Annotated in this window: 17 protein-coding genes; 7 read left to right on the plus strand and 10 right to left on the minus strand. The window is 44.9% G+C overall.

The features are described 5' to 3' along the window. Positions 1-87: 87 nt before the first annotated feature. The 4 genes from ABZR88_RS06760 to ABZR88_RS06775 form a co-directional block, all read right to left on the minus strand. Positions 88-1944, minus strand: a complete 1857-nt coding sequence (locus ABZR88_RS06760; RefSeq protein ID WP_107828178.1) for a chloride channel protein — start codon at positions 1942-1944, stop codon at positions 88-90. A 168-nt stretch (positions 1945-2112) separates the two neighbouring features. Next, positions 2113-4506 (minus strand): glycoside hydrolase family 15 protein, encoded by a 2394-nt coding sequence (locus ABZR88_RS06765; protein ID WP_107828177.1) that lies wholly within the window; start codon positions 4504-4506, stop codon positions 2113-2115. A gap of 32 nt (positions 4507-4538) precedes the next feature. Further along, complete coding sequence (locus ABZR88_RS06770) at positions 4539-5303, minus strand: phosphatase PAP2 family protein (RefSeq protein WP_146166515.1); 765 nt, start codon at positions 5301-5303, stop codon at positions 4539-4541. 23 nt (positions 5304-5326) lie between these two features. Continuing rightward, on the minus strand, positions 5327-6022 hold the full coding sequence (locus ABZR88_RS06775; protein WP_107828175.1) for a hypothetical protein: 696 nt from the start codon (positions 6020-6022) through the stop codon (positions 5327-5329). 118 nt (positions 6023-6140) lie between these two features. Here ABZR88_RS06775 and ABZR88_RS06780 point away from each other — a divergent pair, with 118 nt between their 5' ends. Together ABZR88_RS06780 and ABZR88_RS06785 are read left to right on the plus strand one after the other, a co-directional pair. After that, positions 6141-6713 carry an acyl-CoA thioesterase gene (locus tag ABZR88_RS06780; protein WP_107828174.1) on the plus strand — a complete coding sequence of 191 codons (573 nt, stop codon included), beginning with the start codon at positions 6141-6143 and terminating at the stop codon, positions 6711-6713. 57 nt (positions 6714-6770) lie between these two features. Next, a complete protein-coding gene (locus ABZR88_RS06785) occupies positions 6771-8663 on the plus strand; it encodes a sensor histidine kinase KdpD (protein WP_107828173.1) in 1893 nt (630 codons plus the stop codon). Positions 8664-8893: 230 nt separating this feature from the next. On the opposite strand, the gene ABZR88_RS06790 is transcribed toward ABZR88_RS06785, so the two are convergent. The 5 genes from ABZR88_RS06790 to ABZR88_RS06810 form a co-directional block, all read right to left on the minus strand. Beyond that, on the minus strand, positions 8894-9412 hold the full coding sequence (locus ABZR88_RS06790) for a DUF892 family protein (RefSeq protein WP_107828172.1): 519 nt from the start codon (positions 9410-9412) through the stop codon (positions 8894-8896). Between the two features lie 105 nt (positions 9413-9517). Next, a complete protein-coding gene (locus ABZR88_RS06795; RefSeq protein WP_146166514.1) occupies positions 9518-10168 on the minus strand; it encodes a phosphatase PAP2-related protein in 651 nt (216 codons plus the stop codon). Positions 10169-10393: 225 nt separating this feature from the next. Further along, positions 10394-10969 (minus strand): YceI family protein, encoded by a 576-nt coding sequence (locus tag ABZR88_RS06800; RefSeq protein WP_107828170.1) that lies wholly within the window; start codon positions 10967-10969, stop codon positions 10394-10396. A 253-nt stretch (positions 10970-11222) separates the two neighbouring features. Then, positions 11223-11984, minus strand: a complete 762-nt coding sequence (locus tag ABZR88_RS06805; protein WP_107828169.1) for a C40 family peptidase — start codon at positions 11982-11984, stop codon at positions 11223-11225. Between the two features lie 96 nt (positions 11985-12080). Then, positions 12081-12434 (minus strand): 4Fe-4S dicluster domain-containing protein, encoded by a 354-nt coding sequence (locus tag ABZR88_RS06810; RefSeq protein WP_107828168.1) that lies wholly within the window; start codon positions 12432-12434, stop codon positions 12081-12083. Between the two features lie 102 nt (positions 12435-12536). Here ABZR88_RS06810 and ABZR88_RS06815 point away from each other — a divergent pair, with 102 nt between their 5' ends. From ABZR88_RS06815 to dnaJ, 5 genes are all read left to right on the plus strand, one after another. Further along, complete coding sequence (locus ABZR88_RS06815; protein ID WP_107828466.1) at positions 12537-13562, plus strand: acyl-CoA reductase; 1026 nt, start codon at positions 12537-12539, stop codon at positions 13560-13562. Positions 13563-13754: 192 nt separating this feature from the next. After that, positions 13755-13958 carry a fructose-6-phosphate aldolase gene (locus tag ABZR88_RS06820; RefSeq protein WP_107828167.1) on the plus strand — a complete coding sequence of 68 codons (204 nt, stop codon included), beginning with the start codon at positions 13755-13757 and terminating at the stop codon, positions 13956-13958. Between the two features lie 6 nt (positions 13959-13964). Continuing rightward, on the plus strand, positions 13965-14645 hold the full coding sequence (locus ABZR88_RS06825) for a cell division ATP-binding protein FtsE (protein ID WP_107828166.1): 681 nt from the start codon (positions 13965-13967) through the stop codon (positions 14643-14645). A 392-nt stretch (positions 14646-15037) separates the two neighbouring features. Further along, the gene (locus ABZR88_RS06830) at positions 15038-15631 is read left to right on the plus strand and encodes a nucleotide exchange factor GrpE (RefSeq protein WP_211309783.1); all 594 of its coding nucleotides are present in this window, start codon (positions 15038-15040) and stop codon (positions 15629-15631) included. A gap of 158 nt (positions 15632-15789) precedes the next feature. Then, on the plus strand, positions 15790-16953 hold the full coding sequence (gene dnaJ, locus ABZR88_RS06835; RefSeq protein ID WP_107828165.1) for a molecular chaperone DnaJ: 1164 nt from the start codon (positions 15790-15792) through the stop codon (positions 16951-16953). Positions 16954-17145: 192 nt separating this feature from the next. Here the strand turns inward: dnaJ and ABZR88_RS06840 are convergent, their stop codons facing one another. Next, complete coding sequence (locus ABZR88_RS06840; protein WP_107828164.1) at positions 17146-18048, minus strand: WD40 repeat domain-containing protein; 903 nt, start codon at positions 18046-18048, stop codon at positions 17146-17148. Between the last annotated feature and the right edge of the window lie 39 nt (positions 18049-18087).

An 18087-nucleotide genomic window follows, 5' to 3' on the forward strand; every position in this document is an offset into this window, starting at 1 on the left:
GCAATATTGCGCCTCTTTTGCTATTATAGGATTTCTTATATGTCAACAAAAAATCCTAAAAATCTTAAAAATTCGTTAAATCCTGGTTCAGGCTGAGTACTCCTTCAAAATCATCCTATACTTATTTAGGATGCTTGATTTAGATACAAAGCCTTCAAAATGCCCTTCGTTGTCAACAACCGGCAGGTTCCAGGTTGCGGTTTCATCAAATTTCTTTACAATATCGCGTACCGGCTCATCGTGTGTAATGAGGGCAGGCGGCATGGTCATAACCTCTTGCACGTTCATGGTATGATACAGGTGCGTATCAAACATAATCGGGCGGATATCATCTATCATCACTACACCCTCCAGCGATTTGTTTTCATCAACCACTGCAATCACGTTGCGTTTGCCGGAGCGTACCAATTCAATCAGATCTGTAAATGGCGCTTGTGGCTGGATGGTTTGAATATCGCGATCAATCAGCTCAGGTGTGCGTAATAACGACAACAGGTTCTGGTCATGCTCGCGGGTAAATACCTTACCCTGATCTGCCAGATGCTTTACCTCTGGCGACATTGGCGAGAAACGTTTAGAGATGAGGTAAGAAACTACCGAGGAAATCATCAGCGGCAAAAACATATCATACCCAAAGCTCGATTCGGCAATAAGGAAGATGGCCGTAAGCGGGGCATACATTACACCGCTCATTACGCCCGCCATGCCTACCAGTACCATATTAGCCACAGGCACATCATGGAAGCCTAATTGGGTACAAACCATCGCCATAAAATAACCCAGTGCACCGCCCGCAAATAACGATGGCGCAAAGTTACCGCCGGTACCCCCGCTATAAATAGTAATGCCGCTGGCAAATACTTTAAAAAGGCAAATCAGCCCTAAAAATAGCAGCACAAACCAGGCATGGTAGTCAAAATATTTTAAGAAACTAGCTGCAATGATATGCTGAATCTCGCCGTTGACCAAGCCCTTAACAGTGCTGTAACCCTCGCCAAACAGCGGCGGAAACAGTACACACAGTATAGATAGCATTGCGCCACCAATAAGCGCTTTTTGCAAACGGGTACGTTTGGAGTGCTTAAATTTATGCTCTATCCATTCTGCAACTACAATGTAATAGCGGGCATAAAAACCACAAGCCACGCCCAGCGCCAGGTGAAAAGGAATGTTTTTGTAGTTGAAAATATGGCGCCCCGGGAACAGGAACAAAGTTTCTTCGTTCAGCAAAATGCGAGTTACCAAGCTTCCGCAAACAGCGGCAATCACCAACGGAATAAAGTCGGTAAACACTACGCCTGTCAACAGAATCTCAAACGCAAACATCATCCCGGCAATAGGGGCGTTAAATGCAGCCGCAATACCAGCTGTAGCGCCAGCGGCCAGTAGTAAGGTACGGTCGCGGTAATCCAGTTTGTAGGTTTGCGCAAAGTTTGAACCTATGGCTGAGCCTGTTACCGCAATAGGGGCTTCCAGACCGGCAGAACCACCCAAACCTACCGTAATGGCACTTTGCACAATTTGCGAGTACATTTTTACATGCGATACCATACTGGAATGCTGCGCAATCTCATATAAAATTGCCGGCACGCCCTTCAGCTCGTTATCTCTTTTGGAAAAGAACACCTTTACGGCTAATGCTGTAAAGAAGATACCACACAGCGGGAAGATGAGATAGAAATAGATTTGCTGCTCAAACTGGAATTTATGCGTTATCAGGTAATGAATATAATGTACTACCGATTTTAAGAACACACCGGCCAGACCGGCTGATGTACCCACAAGGATGCCAGACAGGATCAAAAACTGCGTTCGGTTTAAACGGCCGCGGATCCATAAAATTATAATTTCATAACTGCGCACGTTGCGCAGGCTTTTTTCGCGGAAGTCTCGTTGGAATTTGAAGAAACTGTGAAACTTCTTTAACCGGGAATAGTCACTCACTTTTGGACGGGTTTTTATAAAAATAGGGTATTTATCACTTTTTAGTCTGGAAAAATGTGAATTTAGGGCATAAACACGACGATAATGTCATTGAGGCTTTTTTAACGATTCTAACCGGAAATGTTTTTTGCTTATTGGTTAGGTTGAAATAGCCTGATAAATTTCCATTTACAGAATCCTCACACTGTAGTTTTTCTGCTCCCAACGTTGCTCATTATTCCAATACCATGTAAAATCAACACCTGTGCCATTGAGTTTGTTTGCAGGCAAATCAGTATAGTGAATGCCCAACCCGCTGTAGTTGCTTGGGCTTTCATTAACGGTTTTCCACTCATCGGTTGTCCACCTAACGGTTACCGGTGTCCTGGTTTCAATCCGCAGCGCATTTCCTCTGTTTAAGTGATGGCAGGGGAGGTCTACACGCCAGAAATCAAACTTAGAGCCAATTTGGTGCTCAACGTAACGCTCGCGGGTATGGTCGGGCAAATCAAACTGGCTGCCTTTGTTAATAGATGCGCAAAGCTTCACATATTCGGCATGAGCCCAAACCAACGGCACGGCAGAGCCGGTGTGCTGACCAAGGAAGAGGTCTTTTTCCGGAATGGCATCTGTATCCCAAACCTGCTCGGGCAATAGATCGTGCGCGGCAAAGTTTTGCATGGTTTGCAGCATTTCAATGGCGGCATGCATGTTACCGGCAGACAGTTCATAATGCCCGCGCTCGCCGGTAAGCAGTGGCCATGCGCGACCGATCCCTGTGCCATCGTACGGACTGCCATCGGCCTTTTCGCCATAGCCATCATTGTTATAGCGATGCCAGCAAGGGCCATGGGGTGTATCCACCTTCAATAGTTTGTCTATCACCTTAATGGTATTGCGCATGCGCGGATTATTGGCGTCACGCAAGCCGAAACGTACCAATGCCAGCGCATCGGCGCTGATCAGTTCTGCTATTTTGACGTTCTTAGCATCTTCGGGACGATTTTTTACGCCAATGATGCGGTCGCCCAGGTCGCGTGCAGGAGAGCCGTCTGGATTGATACGGATGTAGTAGCCATCAATATTTAAATCGCGTGATAGCGTTGTGTTTTCTGCATAGAGCCAGTTTTCCAGTTGGCTGTTCCAATAATCGGCAGTTTCACGGCAATACTGGGCCATATCAGGTTGGTTACGGTCTTCGGCAAAATTGGCGGCTGAGAGCAGCGCGGCAATGCATACAGAGATGGTTGATATTGATATGCCGCTTTCTTCCTCCCAACGTTCCTGCGGAGAGATAGGTCCATTGCTGATCAAAAAGCTGATGCCTCTTTTAACGCTATCCCAACAGGCATCTTCCAAGTGTGCGCTTAACGTATTTTCCCTGCGGCAGCGGCCAACCAGCAGGATAGGGAAGGCAATTTGATCCAGTTGTAAGCCGTTCCAGTAAGGTTTGCCCTCCAGCCACATGTTTTGTGGCCAGCGGCCATCATGTTCCTGGGTGCTGATGAGGTAGGTGAGCACGCGCATAGCATCCTCTTTAGCCCCAAAGGCTAGAAAACCGCCGGTACATTGCACCAGATCGCGCGGCCAGACTAGGTGATAACCGCCAATGTTTTCATCACCTTTGTCAAAGCCCCAGGGGATAGACATGCTGGCTATTACACCGCCCGGAAAACGGTCGGCCTCGTGCATACGCATAATGGCCACACTGTTTCTAAACAGTTTGCTCTCTTTTATGCTGTCGGGCAGGCGGCACTCATTAATGTTTTCGTGCCATTGTTGCCACTGTTTAATATAGGTGAAACGGGCAGAGTCATAGCCCTCAATCAAACTTCCGCGGGCATTCTGCGCGGCCTCAAACTCGTCGCGACCGAAACCCAGGGCCAGTGTAAATTCATCGCCTACCGCATTTAGGTCAATCTCGGCTATCAGGGCCACATTGCCATCTTCGGCACGGGTATATTGCCATTGCATTTCTTTATGTGCCAGCACATCCTGATAACCGTCTGACGTGCCCACATAGCCTACAGAGCGTTTCAAAAATGGATGACAAGAGCTAAGGGCTATGCTGATGCCATCGCGTTTGGCAAATAACATATCTACACCTTTGTAATCAGCCAGCCAGGCGGTGTTGCCTGCCGCTATGTTGCCAATGTGCGGTGCCAGGAGCACAAATATTTTAAAGTCAGACCGATTGCCGGTGATGGGTTTAAACCTTACCTTTTGCAGCAGGGTGCTGCGTAGTGGATCTGTAATGATCTCTTTTTCTATTACATACCGGTTTTGCTTGCAGATATTCTGGATTTGATATGCGGGGATGCCAGGTTCTACAGTGTGCGTTTTGTGTACGGTATTGCGTTTTTCTTCCGAGAAAAAATCGTGGCCATCCGTTACCAGCAGTTCCATGTCGCGGATGCAGGCATTGTCCTCGCGCGGATAATAAACCTCGTTAACGGTGCCATGGCTCAGCGTAAAACTAATCTGGCTGAAAGCGCTTAGCGATTTACCGATGCCTGATTTAGCGCTCGATGTCCACTTTCCAGGGATGCCCGGAGCGCCGGGGGCGTTAGAATTGTCAATCATTTCAGACGATGTTTAACATGCAAATTAACGCTTCAAAACGTACCTGCAATATATACACCGTTAATATTTGATAGCCGGGCAGGCATAATTACAATATTGTTACGGTTTTTGGGTAGCAAGGCCTGCTTCAATACCGGGTAAACCAGATATGCCAGTTTAGCGGAAGCTATGCCAATACCAGCGCCGGTTATCACATCGCTCATATAATGAAAGTTGTTGCGAACCCTCAAAACGGCAATCAGTGCGGCTGCCGAATATCCGCCAACGGTAAACCAAACAGAGCGGTCGCCATACTCTTGCGAAAGGAATTCGGCAGCAAGAAAGGCGGTCGCCGAGTGTCCGGACGGAAACCCGTGCAGTGTGTTGCCGTTTATGTCTGGCCGGCTCATACCGCGTTTCATTAGCTTAGTGGTTGATATCATCAGGCCTTCGGCGATGACGTAGGTAAAGGTACGGTCGGCAAAGTTATGTTTACCCTGTATGCCAAATGTGTTCAATGCATAAACAGCTGCGGCAGGCGAGTATTGTAGAATATCATCAACATGATATAGCAGGCGGTTTTTTGAATTAGAGAAATTACGCTGTACGTAAAAATCGGCATTACGCAAAGATTGACTATGAAATGAAAGCACACCGTAGCTGATGAGTGCTGTGGGCAGGATATAAGAAGCCACGGTTTGATGTTGGGCACTATCTGCGGGTGGGGTGGCCACAGTGTCTGCAGGGGCAATGTTGGCCGCAAAAGAGCTCGCCGCAAAAAATAGCCGCAGCAATAATAGAGTAAAGCCTTTTTTCAATAGGTTAATTGGGTGGTGATAACTTAGATAGGAGAAATCAACTCAAGCGTGTGCTTGTCTTTTACAACGCATTTAATAAAAATCCGGGTAGGGACGGCCTCTCCGTTAATGGTGCCGGGGATGAAGGTTTTGTCTTCATCGTTCATCACATTAATATTAACATTGAGGTCTCTGGCATAGCTACCTATCATCACATGATAGGTAAAATCAGCCAGGCGTCCGTACGGGCTAATTAGCAATTCTATGTTAACCCGTATGTTGCTGTTTGGAGCGTCAAACAAATCAGCTGGCTTTTCAAACAGATTTAAATAAGGCAAATAGCCATAGTAGCGTCCACCAATGCGTACAGGTTTAGTAACCAGATCTGCGCGTGTTATTTTCTTGTCAAATACATAATTAAACGTGGTGCTTTCGCCTTCGGGCGCTTCGTATTTCAGCGTGTCTGTATTGTAATCAAAAACCTGCATCAGTTTGCTTTGATCATCAAAAAAACGCCATATACCAGCACGTTTATTGTTGTTATATACGCCAAAGGCAATAGCGTTATTTTTTTTGCCCGCCAGCTGATAAAGGCCAGCCTTAACATCGGGCTTATTTTTTAATACTCTATAGCGCGCTGTGATGTTTTTACCGGCTTTTTGGACAACAGAAACAGTATCCTGCCCAACAGATATGGTGGATAGTGAAACAAAAAAAGCGAACAAAAAAATGGCCCTCACGTATAATTATTTGTGCCAATATAACACTAAATAAATTGTGATAAATATTTTTTAAAAGTTGCTTTTTAACCACGATTGTTGTTTAAACTTGTATATACTTAACTATTAATCGCCTCTAATGACCGCCGCCTTGTCTTATCCTCCCGCGGGTTACAAACCTGTTAGCTTTTCTGTTACCACCATTACCGAGCTGATGATACCTTCATACGCCAATTTTGGTGGTAAAATACACGGCGGTATATTGTTGTCACTAATGGACAAGGTTGCCTATGTATGCGCAGCCAAACATGCCGGTAACTACTGCGTAACAGCGTCTATTGATGCGGTTAATTTTTTGGCGCCGGTTGAGGTTGGCGATCTGGTGTCGCTCATTGCGTCAGTTAACTACGTTGGTAAAACATCTATGGTGGTGGGCATCAAGGTGATTTCTGAGAACGTAAAAGCCAGCGTTGTTCAACATACCAATACCAGCTATTTTACAATGGTAGCTAAGGATGATCAAAACAAGCCGGCAGAAGTGCCTGGCCTGATATTGGAGACTCAGGAGCAAGTAAGACGATTTGAGGAAGCACGCAAACGCAAGGAGCTAAAGCAGTCTTACGGCCAGGAAATGCAAAAAATAAAAGCCGAACTTGATTACGATACCTGCCGCGAAACATTGGCAGGCGAGCGATGCTGGATTAATTTATAAACTAGTTATAACGATTGACCTTTTAATTTGCTGAAAAAGCCGATAATATTTTGGTTAATGACGGCCTGCATCTTTGTATTTGGGTGCCTGTCCGTTTTTGCCGCTGCCAGTACCGAGCGGTTGGATACTGTTGCGGGCAAAAACGAGGTGGACCGTATTGTTAATCTGTCAATAAAAGAAACACTTACCAGGCCTGATTCTTCAAGAGCACTGGCCGGTCGGTCGCTAATTCTGGCCAAAAAATTGAATTACGATCTGGGCATAGGCCGTAGTTTTTTTCAGATAGGGATGACCTACTGGGCGCAGTCTGTAGTGCCAGTAAGCCAGTTTTATATGATGCTGGCCGCACCTTACTTAAAAAATGATAAAGCCTGGCTGGCCACCTGCTATCGCTGCATGGGGCGCAACTATGTAGATCTTCGGCAATATCCTCAGGCCATGCAGTACTTTAAAAAAGGACTAAAGTTGGTGGGCAATAGCCCCGAAGGAAAAGCGGAAATGTATACGGAGATTACGGTCTTGTACAGCACTTCCCGCCAGTACGATGTTTGCCTGCGTTATGTAGATACAGCTTTGACCTACAGCCGGCGCGTACACAATGATGATTTTATCAGTATTCTATATAGTCGCTTGGGGCAGGTTTACCTGGAGAAGAACAAGCTTGAAATAGCCGATAAATGGCTGGATAGTTGCCTGACTATGTCTGTTAGGTTAAAAAACACCCGGTTACATGCCATTACACTGATGGATAAGTCGCGCTTGTTTCTGATGAGAAAACAATATCAGAAAGCGGTCGACTACGCCAACAAAGGTTATCAGGTTGCTGATGAGTTAGGGTCCACACGTTTAAAGATAAGAGCTGTGGGGTTATTGGCCAGCGTTAGCGAACAGCAGGGCAATACAGCCAAAGCCTATGCATTGCAAAAGCAAGTGCTCAGCATGCGGAAGGAGATGGATAGGGAAGGCGGACAAAAAGCCATCCAGCTGGTTATTGATTACTCCATACTTAACCGTAAGCTTAACGATATTGAATCATTAAGCCGGACCAATGAGGCTAACCAAGCGAGAATTAAGTCGCAACACCGCATTATCGCATTGTTGGTAGTGTTATTGGTTACCGCCTTAATTACCTTGCTGATCACCTATTTATATTATCGGCAGAAACAAAACCTCAATAATAAGTTGAAAACTCAGCATCAGCGATTGTCTGATCAAAAGCAACTGATAGAGGCCCAGCGCGCTGATCTGGAAGAAGTAAACAGGGTTAAAAACAAGCTGCTGGCCATTATAGGGCATGATCTGCGCACACCCATTGCCAATTTAAACAGCATTACCAGTCTTTTTGCTGATGGGCATATTACTACAGACGAACTGAACAGATTAATGGTTGATATCATCCCGATTGTTCGGGGTGCGGAGCTTACGCTGGCTAATCTGACGGATTTTGCACAAAGTCAGATTAAAGGAAAAAAAGTACACGCTTCAAGAGTTGATGTTTGCCAAATTAGTAATGAGACCGAAGAAATATTCAGGCATCAACTGAAAAGGAAGGGTATCATATTTATCAATGAATGCGTGTCGGGGTGTTTTGCTACAGCAGATGCCAATCACGTTAAAGTTGTGATGCGTAACCTGATAGGTAACGCAATTAAGTTTACCGAATATAAGGGCAGGGTTAAGGTGACTTGCCAGGAAAATAAAGAGATGCTGGAGATTTGCGTAGAAGATAACGGTATTGGCATGTCGGCAGAGCACGCCTCTAAAGTGTTTAACAATAGCGAGCATATTTCTAAAGTAGGCACTATGGGTGAGAGTGGCACCGGGCTTGGCCTGATGCTGTGCAGAGAACTAATTGCTTTGAACGGCGGTGAACTGTGGGTAGAAACTCATGAAAAAGAAGGGTGTCGTTTTAGTTTCTCGTTACCGCTGGCAACCCAGCCAATCGCCTGATGTCGTTTTTTCCATTATACAAGCTTACAACCTTTATGAGTATATAGAGGCAAATGCCTCTATACGGTAAAGAAAGCGTAAATTATTTTTTATGGAATGATGGGCAATAGAAAAATTCTGTTATTTTTGAAACGGTTATTTTAATAGGGGTATTGAATAACTATCACCAAGACCGGGTCCATAGGGCCCGGTTTTATTGTTTAATTACTTTGCGGCTGTTGATACTCAAATTAAGCATTTTGCTGAGCCAGATACTCGTTAGTAATCATGAGGAATAACCGGTCATCATCTACCGATTCATCAAAGCTTTCAATCAGCAACTGATCAATTTCTCCATAATTTAATGATCCGGCCAGTATACGCAGCATACGGTAGGCGGTAATATTGATATGCTCAATCAGCTGCATGTAAAGCATCAAATCCATATCGCTTAGCAGCTCCATACCAATGCCACGACGCTCCAGCGTAAATACTTCTTTGAAAATAGACTGTACAGGTATGCAATCAGCATCAGAGGGTATGATGCCGGCTTTCTCATAAATCTCGTCCAGGCGATCCAGTTGTTTCTTTACATCATCCCAAAGCTCTTCTAAGGCTAATTGCAGATTGCGGAAAGAGGCTATATTAACCAGGCGTTCCAGCGTATCATTTAGATAGTGCTTGCCAAAATAAAGACGATTAAGGTGATGGGCAAAAAGCTGTTTCAGAGCATCAGGATCTGTTACTTGGGGGTTTGAGGCGTTTTTCATTATGAATCAGGGTAAGTTAATAGCTAAAGTTATGGTTTTTAGCATTATTATATTAAAGCCTGAAACGGAAAACGGGATGAATAGTTTTTAAAAGAATGGACGATATTATGACGCCAATTGGTCATCGCCCAGCATTAGTTTTACCAGGCGATAAATAGGATACACAAAAAACGGTGCCATTAGAATGTCCATTGTGTAATGTACATGTTGAACCAACAGCAGGCACGCTACCGTAAATACAGCTATTAAGCCCAGTATTCTATCGCCTTTTTTCTCGAGTGTAAGATATATTAGCAGCAGGGTAGTTGTATGGCCAGAAAAGAAAAGGTCTTTAGTGATGGTGGCGTGACCGTAAAAAATACCGGTAAGCGGGTCAGTCAATTGAATTAAACCGGCAGGCGGATCCAACTTTACAATACTGATGGTGAACATGCGTACTATCAGTGTAAGTGCATAGGCCCATACGTAAGTAACATACATTGATGGCCTGCGTGCCGCGCGGTAGAATGCCAGCCCGCCCATGCCCCAAATAATGGCAAAAATAACCACAGACATATTATGAGCCGGTATTTGAGCCAATACCCAGTCATTTACCTGCACGCCTTTGCGCAACTCAATATTGGCAAAAAATGATGGCAGTATGCATAACACCACAGCCAGCAATACCGAGCCGGTAATCATCTGGAAACGGCCCATGGATGAGTTCCAAACCAGCTTCCAGGTTTCTTTTAACGATATACTATTAGATCTGCTCAACGCTCAAAATCAGATTAAGGCCCGCAAAAATACGGTTTCGGCCTTAAATGTTAAATATATTTTAAATAAAGATCAATATAAAGGATGAAATTGAGATGAATGGTTTACAAAAAAATAACGCGAACTGTCAGGCCCGCGTTATTTTTTAGCTATTAGTTTAATGGTAATTGGTGAATTGCAGTAGTGGATACCTACTCACAACTCAACATTCTCAACTCACTAAAATTAGTCTTTAGTTACTTCAGCGTTAGCGTCAAGAGTTACTTCATCGCTTAACATAGCGTTGCCAAATTTAGCACCTACACCAAAGTCGCTGCGTTTAATGGTACCGGTAATTTTAAAACCGGCAGTATTTTTTTTGCTCATCTGGTTAACGTAAGTACCGCGCAGTTTAACATCCAGGGTAACTGGTTTAGTTACACCGTGCAGGGTAAGGTTACCGGTTACTTTATAAGTTTTATCGGCTACTTTTTTGAAAGATGTGCTTTTGAAGCTCATTTTTGGATATTTAGCAGCGTCAAAAAAGTCAGCGCTTTTCAGGTGGGTATCGCGTTGATCGTTATCGGTGTTAACAGAAGCTACATCAGCGTTCAGGTCAACAACAGCATCGCTAAAGTCATCTTTAGATGAGGTTACTTTTGCGCTGAATGATTTGAATGAACCTTCAACGTCTGATACCATCATGTGGGTAACAGTAAAGCCTAATTTAGAGTGAGCATTGTCTACAGTCCAGCTATTGTCGGCAGCAGGTTTAAAAGCAAACAGGGCAACAGTAGCGGCGAGAGTGATAAATTTTTTCATTGTTTTTAAATTAAATGTTTAAACATACAAATGTTGGCATAATACTTTACTCCTGCAATTGATCTATATCAAGAAATTGTCATGATTGTAAATAGGTGGAGAAATGAAGCAATCTCGTCTTACTGGTGTGCGATGACGAGAGATCTCTGAGGACAAGCTAATAGGACTTTTCGTAGAGATGCTGCGTTCCTCGGCTTGAGATATAGAATTTGGTGCCACGCCGTTTTGGCCTCCAACCGGAGTTAGTTACCCATTAAAACAAGCGTTTAATGATGCGCAGTTTGTGCGTGTACTTCTTTTGATCAGCAGCGTAAATGCCCTGATTATCTATAGTATCTATACGCACCTTGCCAGAGGCATGGATAATTTGCTCGTTATTGAGCATAATGCCTACGTGTACAATGCGGCCTTCATCATTATCAAAAAATGCCAGATCACCTAATTTGGCCTCCTGCAGAAAGTCTACTGTGTTGCCTTGCTCGGCCTGCATGTAGGCGTCGCGTTTCAGTAATATATTTTGCGTGCGCATTACTGCCTGGGTAAAGCCAGAGCAGTCAATACCAAAGTGTGTGCGGCCGCCCCACAGGTAGGGGGTGTTTAAAAATGATTTGGCGATAGCCTCAAAATCCGGTTGCTCACCAATCTCAGTCATTATTTCAAAAGCATCATCTGCAATATCAACGATGGTGCCTTTCAGAAAAGATAATGAGCTGCCGAAAGGCAGGTATACCATAGAATCATCAGTTCGTTTCCTGGCCTGAGTAACCGGGTGGATAGTAAAAGTAGCCGGGTTTTCTATGAGTGATTGATAGGAGGCCTGCTCCAGCGTTTTAAAAAGCAATTTATTTAGCCAACCCTCATAACCATCAAACGCGGTGATGACGCGGGCCCATTGCCCGTTCCATTCCATAATCTCAAATGCCTCGCCAAATAAAATTTGCGATACCTGTTCGGCGCGTTCAGAAGGCTGGGCGCGCAGGGGAGCCATTGCCAGGTTACAAATGCCGTATTCCATAGGAGATGATTTTAAGGCTTAATAAACCACTAAAATAATAAGAAACAAAAAAAGGAATGCGTTAACATTCCTTTAGTATCTAAAATGATATGCTCATTATTCGTTCATGTGCAGCCAGTCTTTTTTGGCCAGCAGCTCTTCTTCAGATTCGCGTACGTCTTCGTCGTCCACACAGCAATCTACCGGACAAACGGCAGCACACTGAGGCTCGTCGTGGAAACCCACACACTCAGTACACTTGTCTGGAACAATATAATAGATATCATCGCTCAGGGCGGCTTGTGTTTCTTCGGCATTCAGGGTGTTACCGTCGCCAAAGTCAATAACGCCGCGCAGGCCTGTTCCATCGCTAAAACGCCAAGCAGCGCCGGCATCGTAGATAGCGTTATTTGGGCACTCCGGTTCACAAGCTCCGCAGTTTATGCATTCGTCGGTGATTTTAATCGCCATTTTATAAAATATCTTAACTAGTAAATTTAACTTTGCCTTGCTAAAACAAGGATGCAAATATAACAAAAAATGCTTTTATGGGGTTATAAACCCACCATCAATATGTCAAAATTTATACCACAACAATATATTAATGCTTTTTCGGCCCTGGGCCAGCAATTGAATCACCCGGAAGGAGAGCTGCGCAGCCTCATTCAAAGCGAACATTTATACAATCCGTGGTTCACCCAACAGAGCGTTCTTGACGCGGTAATGGCCATAGGAGCCATGCTGAGCGAAGAAAATTTAGCCCAATGGCTGAGCCGTTACCCCGAAGCCGGCGCTAATCCCTCAAAAAAAGTTGGATTGATTTTGGCCGGAAATATTCCGCTGGTTGGTTTTCACGATGTGCTATGCGTACTAATTTCTGGCCATGAGGCGCTGATCAAAACCTCTGCACAAGACACTCGTTTAATTAAATATGTACTGCAGTTATTAACAGAAATTGAACCGGATTTTGCCGGCAAATATCAGTTTGTTGAGCGATTGGCCGGTTTTGAGGCCGTGATTGCTACCGGTAGCAACAATACATCGCGCTATTTTGAGTTCTATTTTGGCAAGGTGCCTCACATCATTCGGAAAAACCGTAACAGTGTTGCGTTGCTTACCGGCAATGAAACTACAGCGCAGTTGCACCAGTTAGGGAATGATATTTTTGAGTACTTCGGTTTGGGCTGCCGTAATGTATCTAAAATGATGGTGCCTGAGGGGTATGATTTTGTGCCATTTTTTGAGTCTATTGAAAGTTATAACGAAATATCAAATCACCATAAGTACCATAATAATTACGATTATAATAAATCTATCTATCTGGTAAACAAGGATAAGCATCTGGATAATGGTTTTTTACTGGTGAAAGAGGATACCGGACTAACATCGCCGTTGGCCGTTTTGCACTATGAAACTTATACAGATTTGGCAGATGCCGAACAAAAGCTGCAAGCACAAACAGACAACATACAATGCGTGGTAACCATAGCCAACGTTAACCTGAATAACCAGGTAGTGGGCTTTGGCCAGAGCCAGCACCCTGCCGTTTGGGATTATGCCGATGGTGTAGATACCATGCGGTTTTTAGCAGCGTTGTAAGCGGTTCATGGTTCATAGGTGATGGTTCATGGGCCGGTTAATTGCGGGGGATAAGACAGAAAACTATGAACTACGATCTATCAACCATGAACTATATTAATATAAATTATACCTTTGGAAATGCGGTAAATGGAGTAGTGATGGCAGATATAGAATTGCTATGAACTATGATCCATTAACCACGAACTAACAATGTACATCATTAAAGTAAAAGGCGTTGCCAAGATACCCGATTACGTGCAGCTGCGCGACGAGCAGTTTACGCTGCTGGCTTATTTTAGGGTAGACAGGCCCGAGAAATCGCTGGATAAAATTGGTTTGAGCGATAAAGCCGATTATATTATGAACCTGATCAAAGAGCTGCCATTCGGGCAGATCATGAAACTTGAATTGTAACGGAAAATGATAGGAAATACCATTATAAAGCTGGAAGGTGTAGACGTTTTTCAACAGAAGCACCTGGTACTCTCAAACGTTAACCTGCATATTGATAAAGGCGATTTTGTATGGCTCATCGGTCAAACCGGTTCGGGTAAAAGTAGCTTGCTGAAAGTGATTTACGGCGATGTTGCCATTACTGGTGGTGAAGGCCATGCCGGCGGTTACGATTTGAAAAAGCTGGCTGTTAAAGATGTACCTTTTCTGCGCCGTAAGCTGGGTATTGTTTTCCAGGATTTCCAATTATTGACCGACCGTTCTATTGAAGATAACCTGCGCTTTGTAATGCGCGCAACCGGCTGGACCGACAAAAACCTGATCACCGAGCGTACGCTTGATGTGCTGGAGAAAGTTGGTTTGCGCTCTAAAGTGAAAAAAATGCCGCATGAGCTATCAGGTGGCGAGCAACAGCGCGTGGTAATTGCCCGCGCACTGATTAACGACCCGGAAATCATCCTGGCCGATGAACCTACCGGTAACCTTGACCCCGATACGTCTGAAGAGATTGTAATGCTGTTGAAACAGATCAGTCAGTCAGGCACCGCTGTGTTGATTGCTACGCATGATTATCATATCATCCGCGCTTTCCCATCACGTATCATCAAATGCGAGGCAGGTAAGGTGATTGAGGATGCGGAGCTGTAAGTTTTAGTGAGTGGTGAATAATGCGTGGTTGGCTACGGTCAATTCTTGCCTTTTTGTTCCTGAGTTTTTCTTGTAGCAATCGTTCATCATAAACCCGGGTGCAGCGGAAACCCCGCAACGTGGGTTGATGGTGCGGCGGGCAGGTGAGGAGTTGGAGCGGAAGACGGGGCTGTGGTGGCCGAAATATGATAAACGCTCGTTTTCAAGATACTCTATTTTATCTCAAAATAAATTACCGGCTAAAGCCTATAACTGAGAAAGAACTGTCAGTTCAAAAACTGACACCTGCCAACTATTACTGTCACTGCTACTTAAAACTGCCACCCTGACGTACCAAACTTAAATGGCAAGCTTATTGATTTGCACTATGCGATCATCATTTGATAAAAATTATGTTCAAGAAAAAGAAAAATCACGATAACAATACACCAGAAAATAAAGACAACGTGGCAGAGGAAACAAAGTTAGCAGGTGAAGAAACACCACAAACCGAAGAAAATGCGCAGGAACAGGCTGCTGCCGAGCAACCAGAACTTTCTGCAGAAGATAAATTGAAGGAAGAACTGGCACAGGCAAATGATAAATATCTGCGTCTGTATGCCGAGTTTGATAACTTCCGTCGCCGTACTACTAAGGAGCGCGTAGAGTTGTTGCAGACTGCAGGTAAAGAGGTGATTGTGTCTTTATTGCCGGTGCTGGACGATTTTGAGCGTGCCATCAAATCTATGGAAACAGCTACAGATCTTACCGCCATTAAAGAAGGTGTGATGCTGGTACAAAACAAGGTAAAAAGCATTTTAGGCAGCAAAGGCTTGAAAGAGATGGACGCCCGCGGCGCCGCTTTTGATGCCGACCTGCACGAGGCTATTACCAACATCCCGGCTCCGCTGGATGAGCTGAAAGGCAAAGTGGTTGACGAGCTGGAAAAAGGCTACTATCTGAATGATAAGGTGGTGCGTTTTGCCAAAGTAGTGGTAGGTGCGTAATTTAAGGAGTGAATGAGTGAGTTTTGAATGAGTGAATATGATACTCATTACTGCTCACTCGTTTGGTTTGAAATATTTAGAAATATTCGGTGATGGTGCTTTTTGAAAATGGTATTCGCTCATTCAAAACTCACTCATTCACTCATTCACAATAAGAAATGTCAAAAAGAGATTATTATGACGTGCTGGGTGTAGCCCGAGGCTCCAGCGCTGAAGATATTAAGAAAGCCTATCGTAAACTGGCGATCAAATATCACCCCGATAAAAACCCGGGCGACAAACAGGCCGAAGAGAACTTTAAAGAGGCTGCCGAAGCTTACGAGGTGCTGAGCAATCAGGATAAGCGTCAGCGTTATGATCAGTTTGGTCATGCAGCCAATGCTGGTTCTGCCGCAGGTGCCGGTGGTTATGGCGGTGGCATGAATATGGAAGACATCTTCAGCCAGTTTGGTGATATTTTTGGCGGCAGCAATCCGTTTGAAGGTTTCTTCGGTGGCGGCGGTAGGCAACAGGGCGGCGGCAGACGTGTGGTGCGTGGCAATGACCTGCGCATTAAAGTACGCCTGACGCTGGAAGAAATTGCCAACGGCGTTGAAAAGAAAATAAAGGTAAACAAGCAGGTCATCTGTAAAACCTGTGATGGCTCGGGCGCCAAAGATCAATCGGCTTTCCAAACCTGTAAAACCTGTGGCGGCAGCGGTGCAGTGCGCAGAGTAACCAACACCATACTGGGCCAGATGCAAACTACCAGCACTTGTCCTACTTGTAATGGAGAGGGTACAGTAATCACTTCAAAATGTAACGTTTGTCATGGTGATGGCGTGGTGCGTGGCGAAGAAACTATCAGCATCAACATCCCTGCCGGCGTAAGCGAAGGCATGCAGCTGAGCATGAGTGGCAAAGGTAACGCAGCCCCTCGCGGCGGTATCCCTGGCAATCTGATTATTCTGGTTGAAGAGATTCCGCATGAAACGTTGAAACGCGATGGTAACAACGTAATCTATGATATGCACATCAGTTTTATAGATGCGGCCTTAGGTACCAGCATTGAAGTGCCAACCATTGACGGCAAGGCCAAAATTAAAATTGAGCCGGGCACGCAAGGTGGTCGCATCCTGCGCCTGAAAGGCAAAGGTGTGCCAGAAGTAAACAGCTACCACCGTGGCGATCAACTGGTGCACATCAATATCTGGACACCAAAAGCACTGAACCGCGAAGAGCGCGAATTGCTGGAGAAACTGGCTAACTCGCCAAATTTCAAGCCTAACCCAGGTAAGAATGAAAAGAGTTTCTTTGAACGGATGAAAGAGTATTTTGAGTAATACCCCTCCCGACCTCCCCGAAAGGGAGGAGAGTTGAAATATAAAAACATCAAAGGCCGCGTTAGCGGCCTTTGATGTTTTATATGTTATGTCGTGCCGAACTTGTTTCGGCATCCCACGTGCTAAGTGGTCGTGTGCAACTTAGCCTATGGGGTCCCGAAACAAGTTCGGGATGACTTAGGAAGAGATTTGTTAAATCCCGGTCCCCCACACCATAATGTTCTTATCATCACCCGTACTAATCAACTGATCATCATTCCAAACCAGTTTATTAACCGATAGTACATGGGCCGGATAACCTTTCTCGCGACTGATGATCTTCCGCAGACTGAAATCTTCGGTATCCCAGATCTTGATGCTTTTGTCCATACTGGCGGTAGCAAACAAAGGTTGGGTAGGATGAACGGCGATATGATTGATGGCAAATAAATGTGCCGGGATATTTTTCACTAATTCAAAGCTATTGGCATCCCAGATTTTCAATTGTGCATCGCGGGCCCCGGAGTAGATGTGTCGGCCGTCGGCAGAGTAGGCAGTTGCAAAGACCGACATGGTGTGCCCGGTCAGTGTAGCTTGCGGACTATAGTCGTCTAAATTAAAAACGGCCACGCTGTTATCGCGACAACCAAATGCTGCGCTTTTTTGATCGGGCGAAATGGCAATACTGCGGATGGTATCATGCGATACTTTAACCACATGCACACGTTCCAGGGTATCCAGATTCCAAACGCTTGTGGTACCATCTTCTGAGGCCACCAGCAGTTCTTTTTTGTTGGGGACGGATTGGATATCAAAAACAGGTTTAGTGTGGAAGTTTAAGCCTTTAATCAGTTTCTGCTGAATGAAATCGAATACCAGTACTTGTCCACTGCGCAGACCGGCAAACATCAGCGGATAACCTGCCGGGCAATGGATAGCATAAATTGACGCATTGACCGGAAACATCACCTTGATGAACGAGTTAGTTTTCAGGCTCCATTCTACCAGTCCCTTATCGTTACCGCCAGAAAACAGGATGCCTGGCTTTTGTGAGAGCGTTAAAGCGTATACGGGATTGCCGTGGCCAGTTAATTCGGTGAGTTTTTCTATGGTCATTTGTCGGTGGGCATTATCCTAAAACGTCATTGCGAGGAA

The organism is Mucilaginibacter yixingensis (genome assembly GCF_041080815.1).
Lineage (GTDB): Bacteria > Bacteroidota > Bacteroidia > Sphingobacteriales > Sphingobacteriaceae > Mucilaginibacter > Mucilaginibacter yixingensis.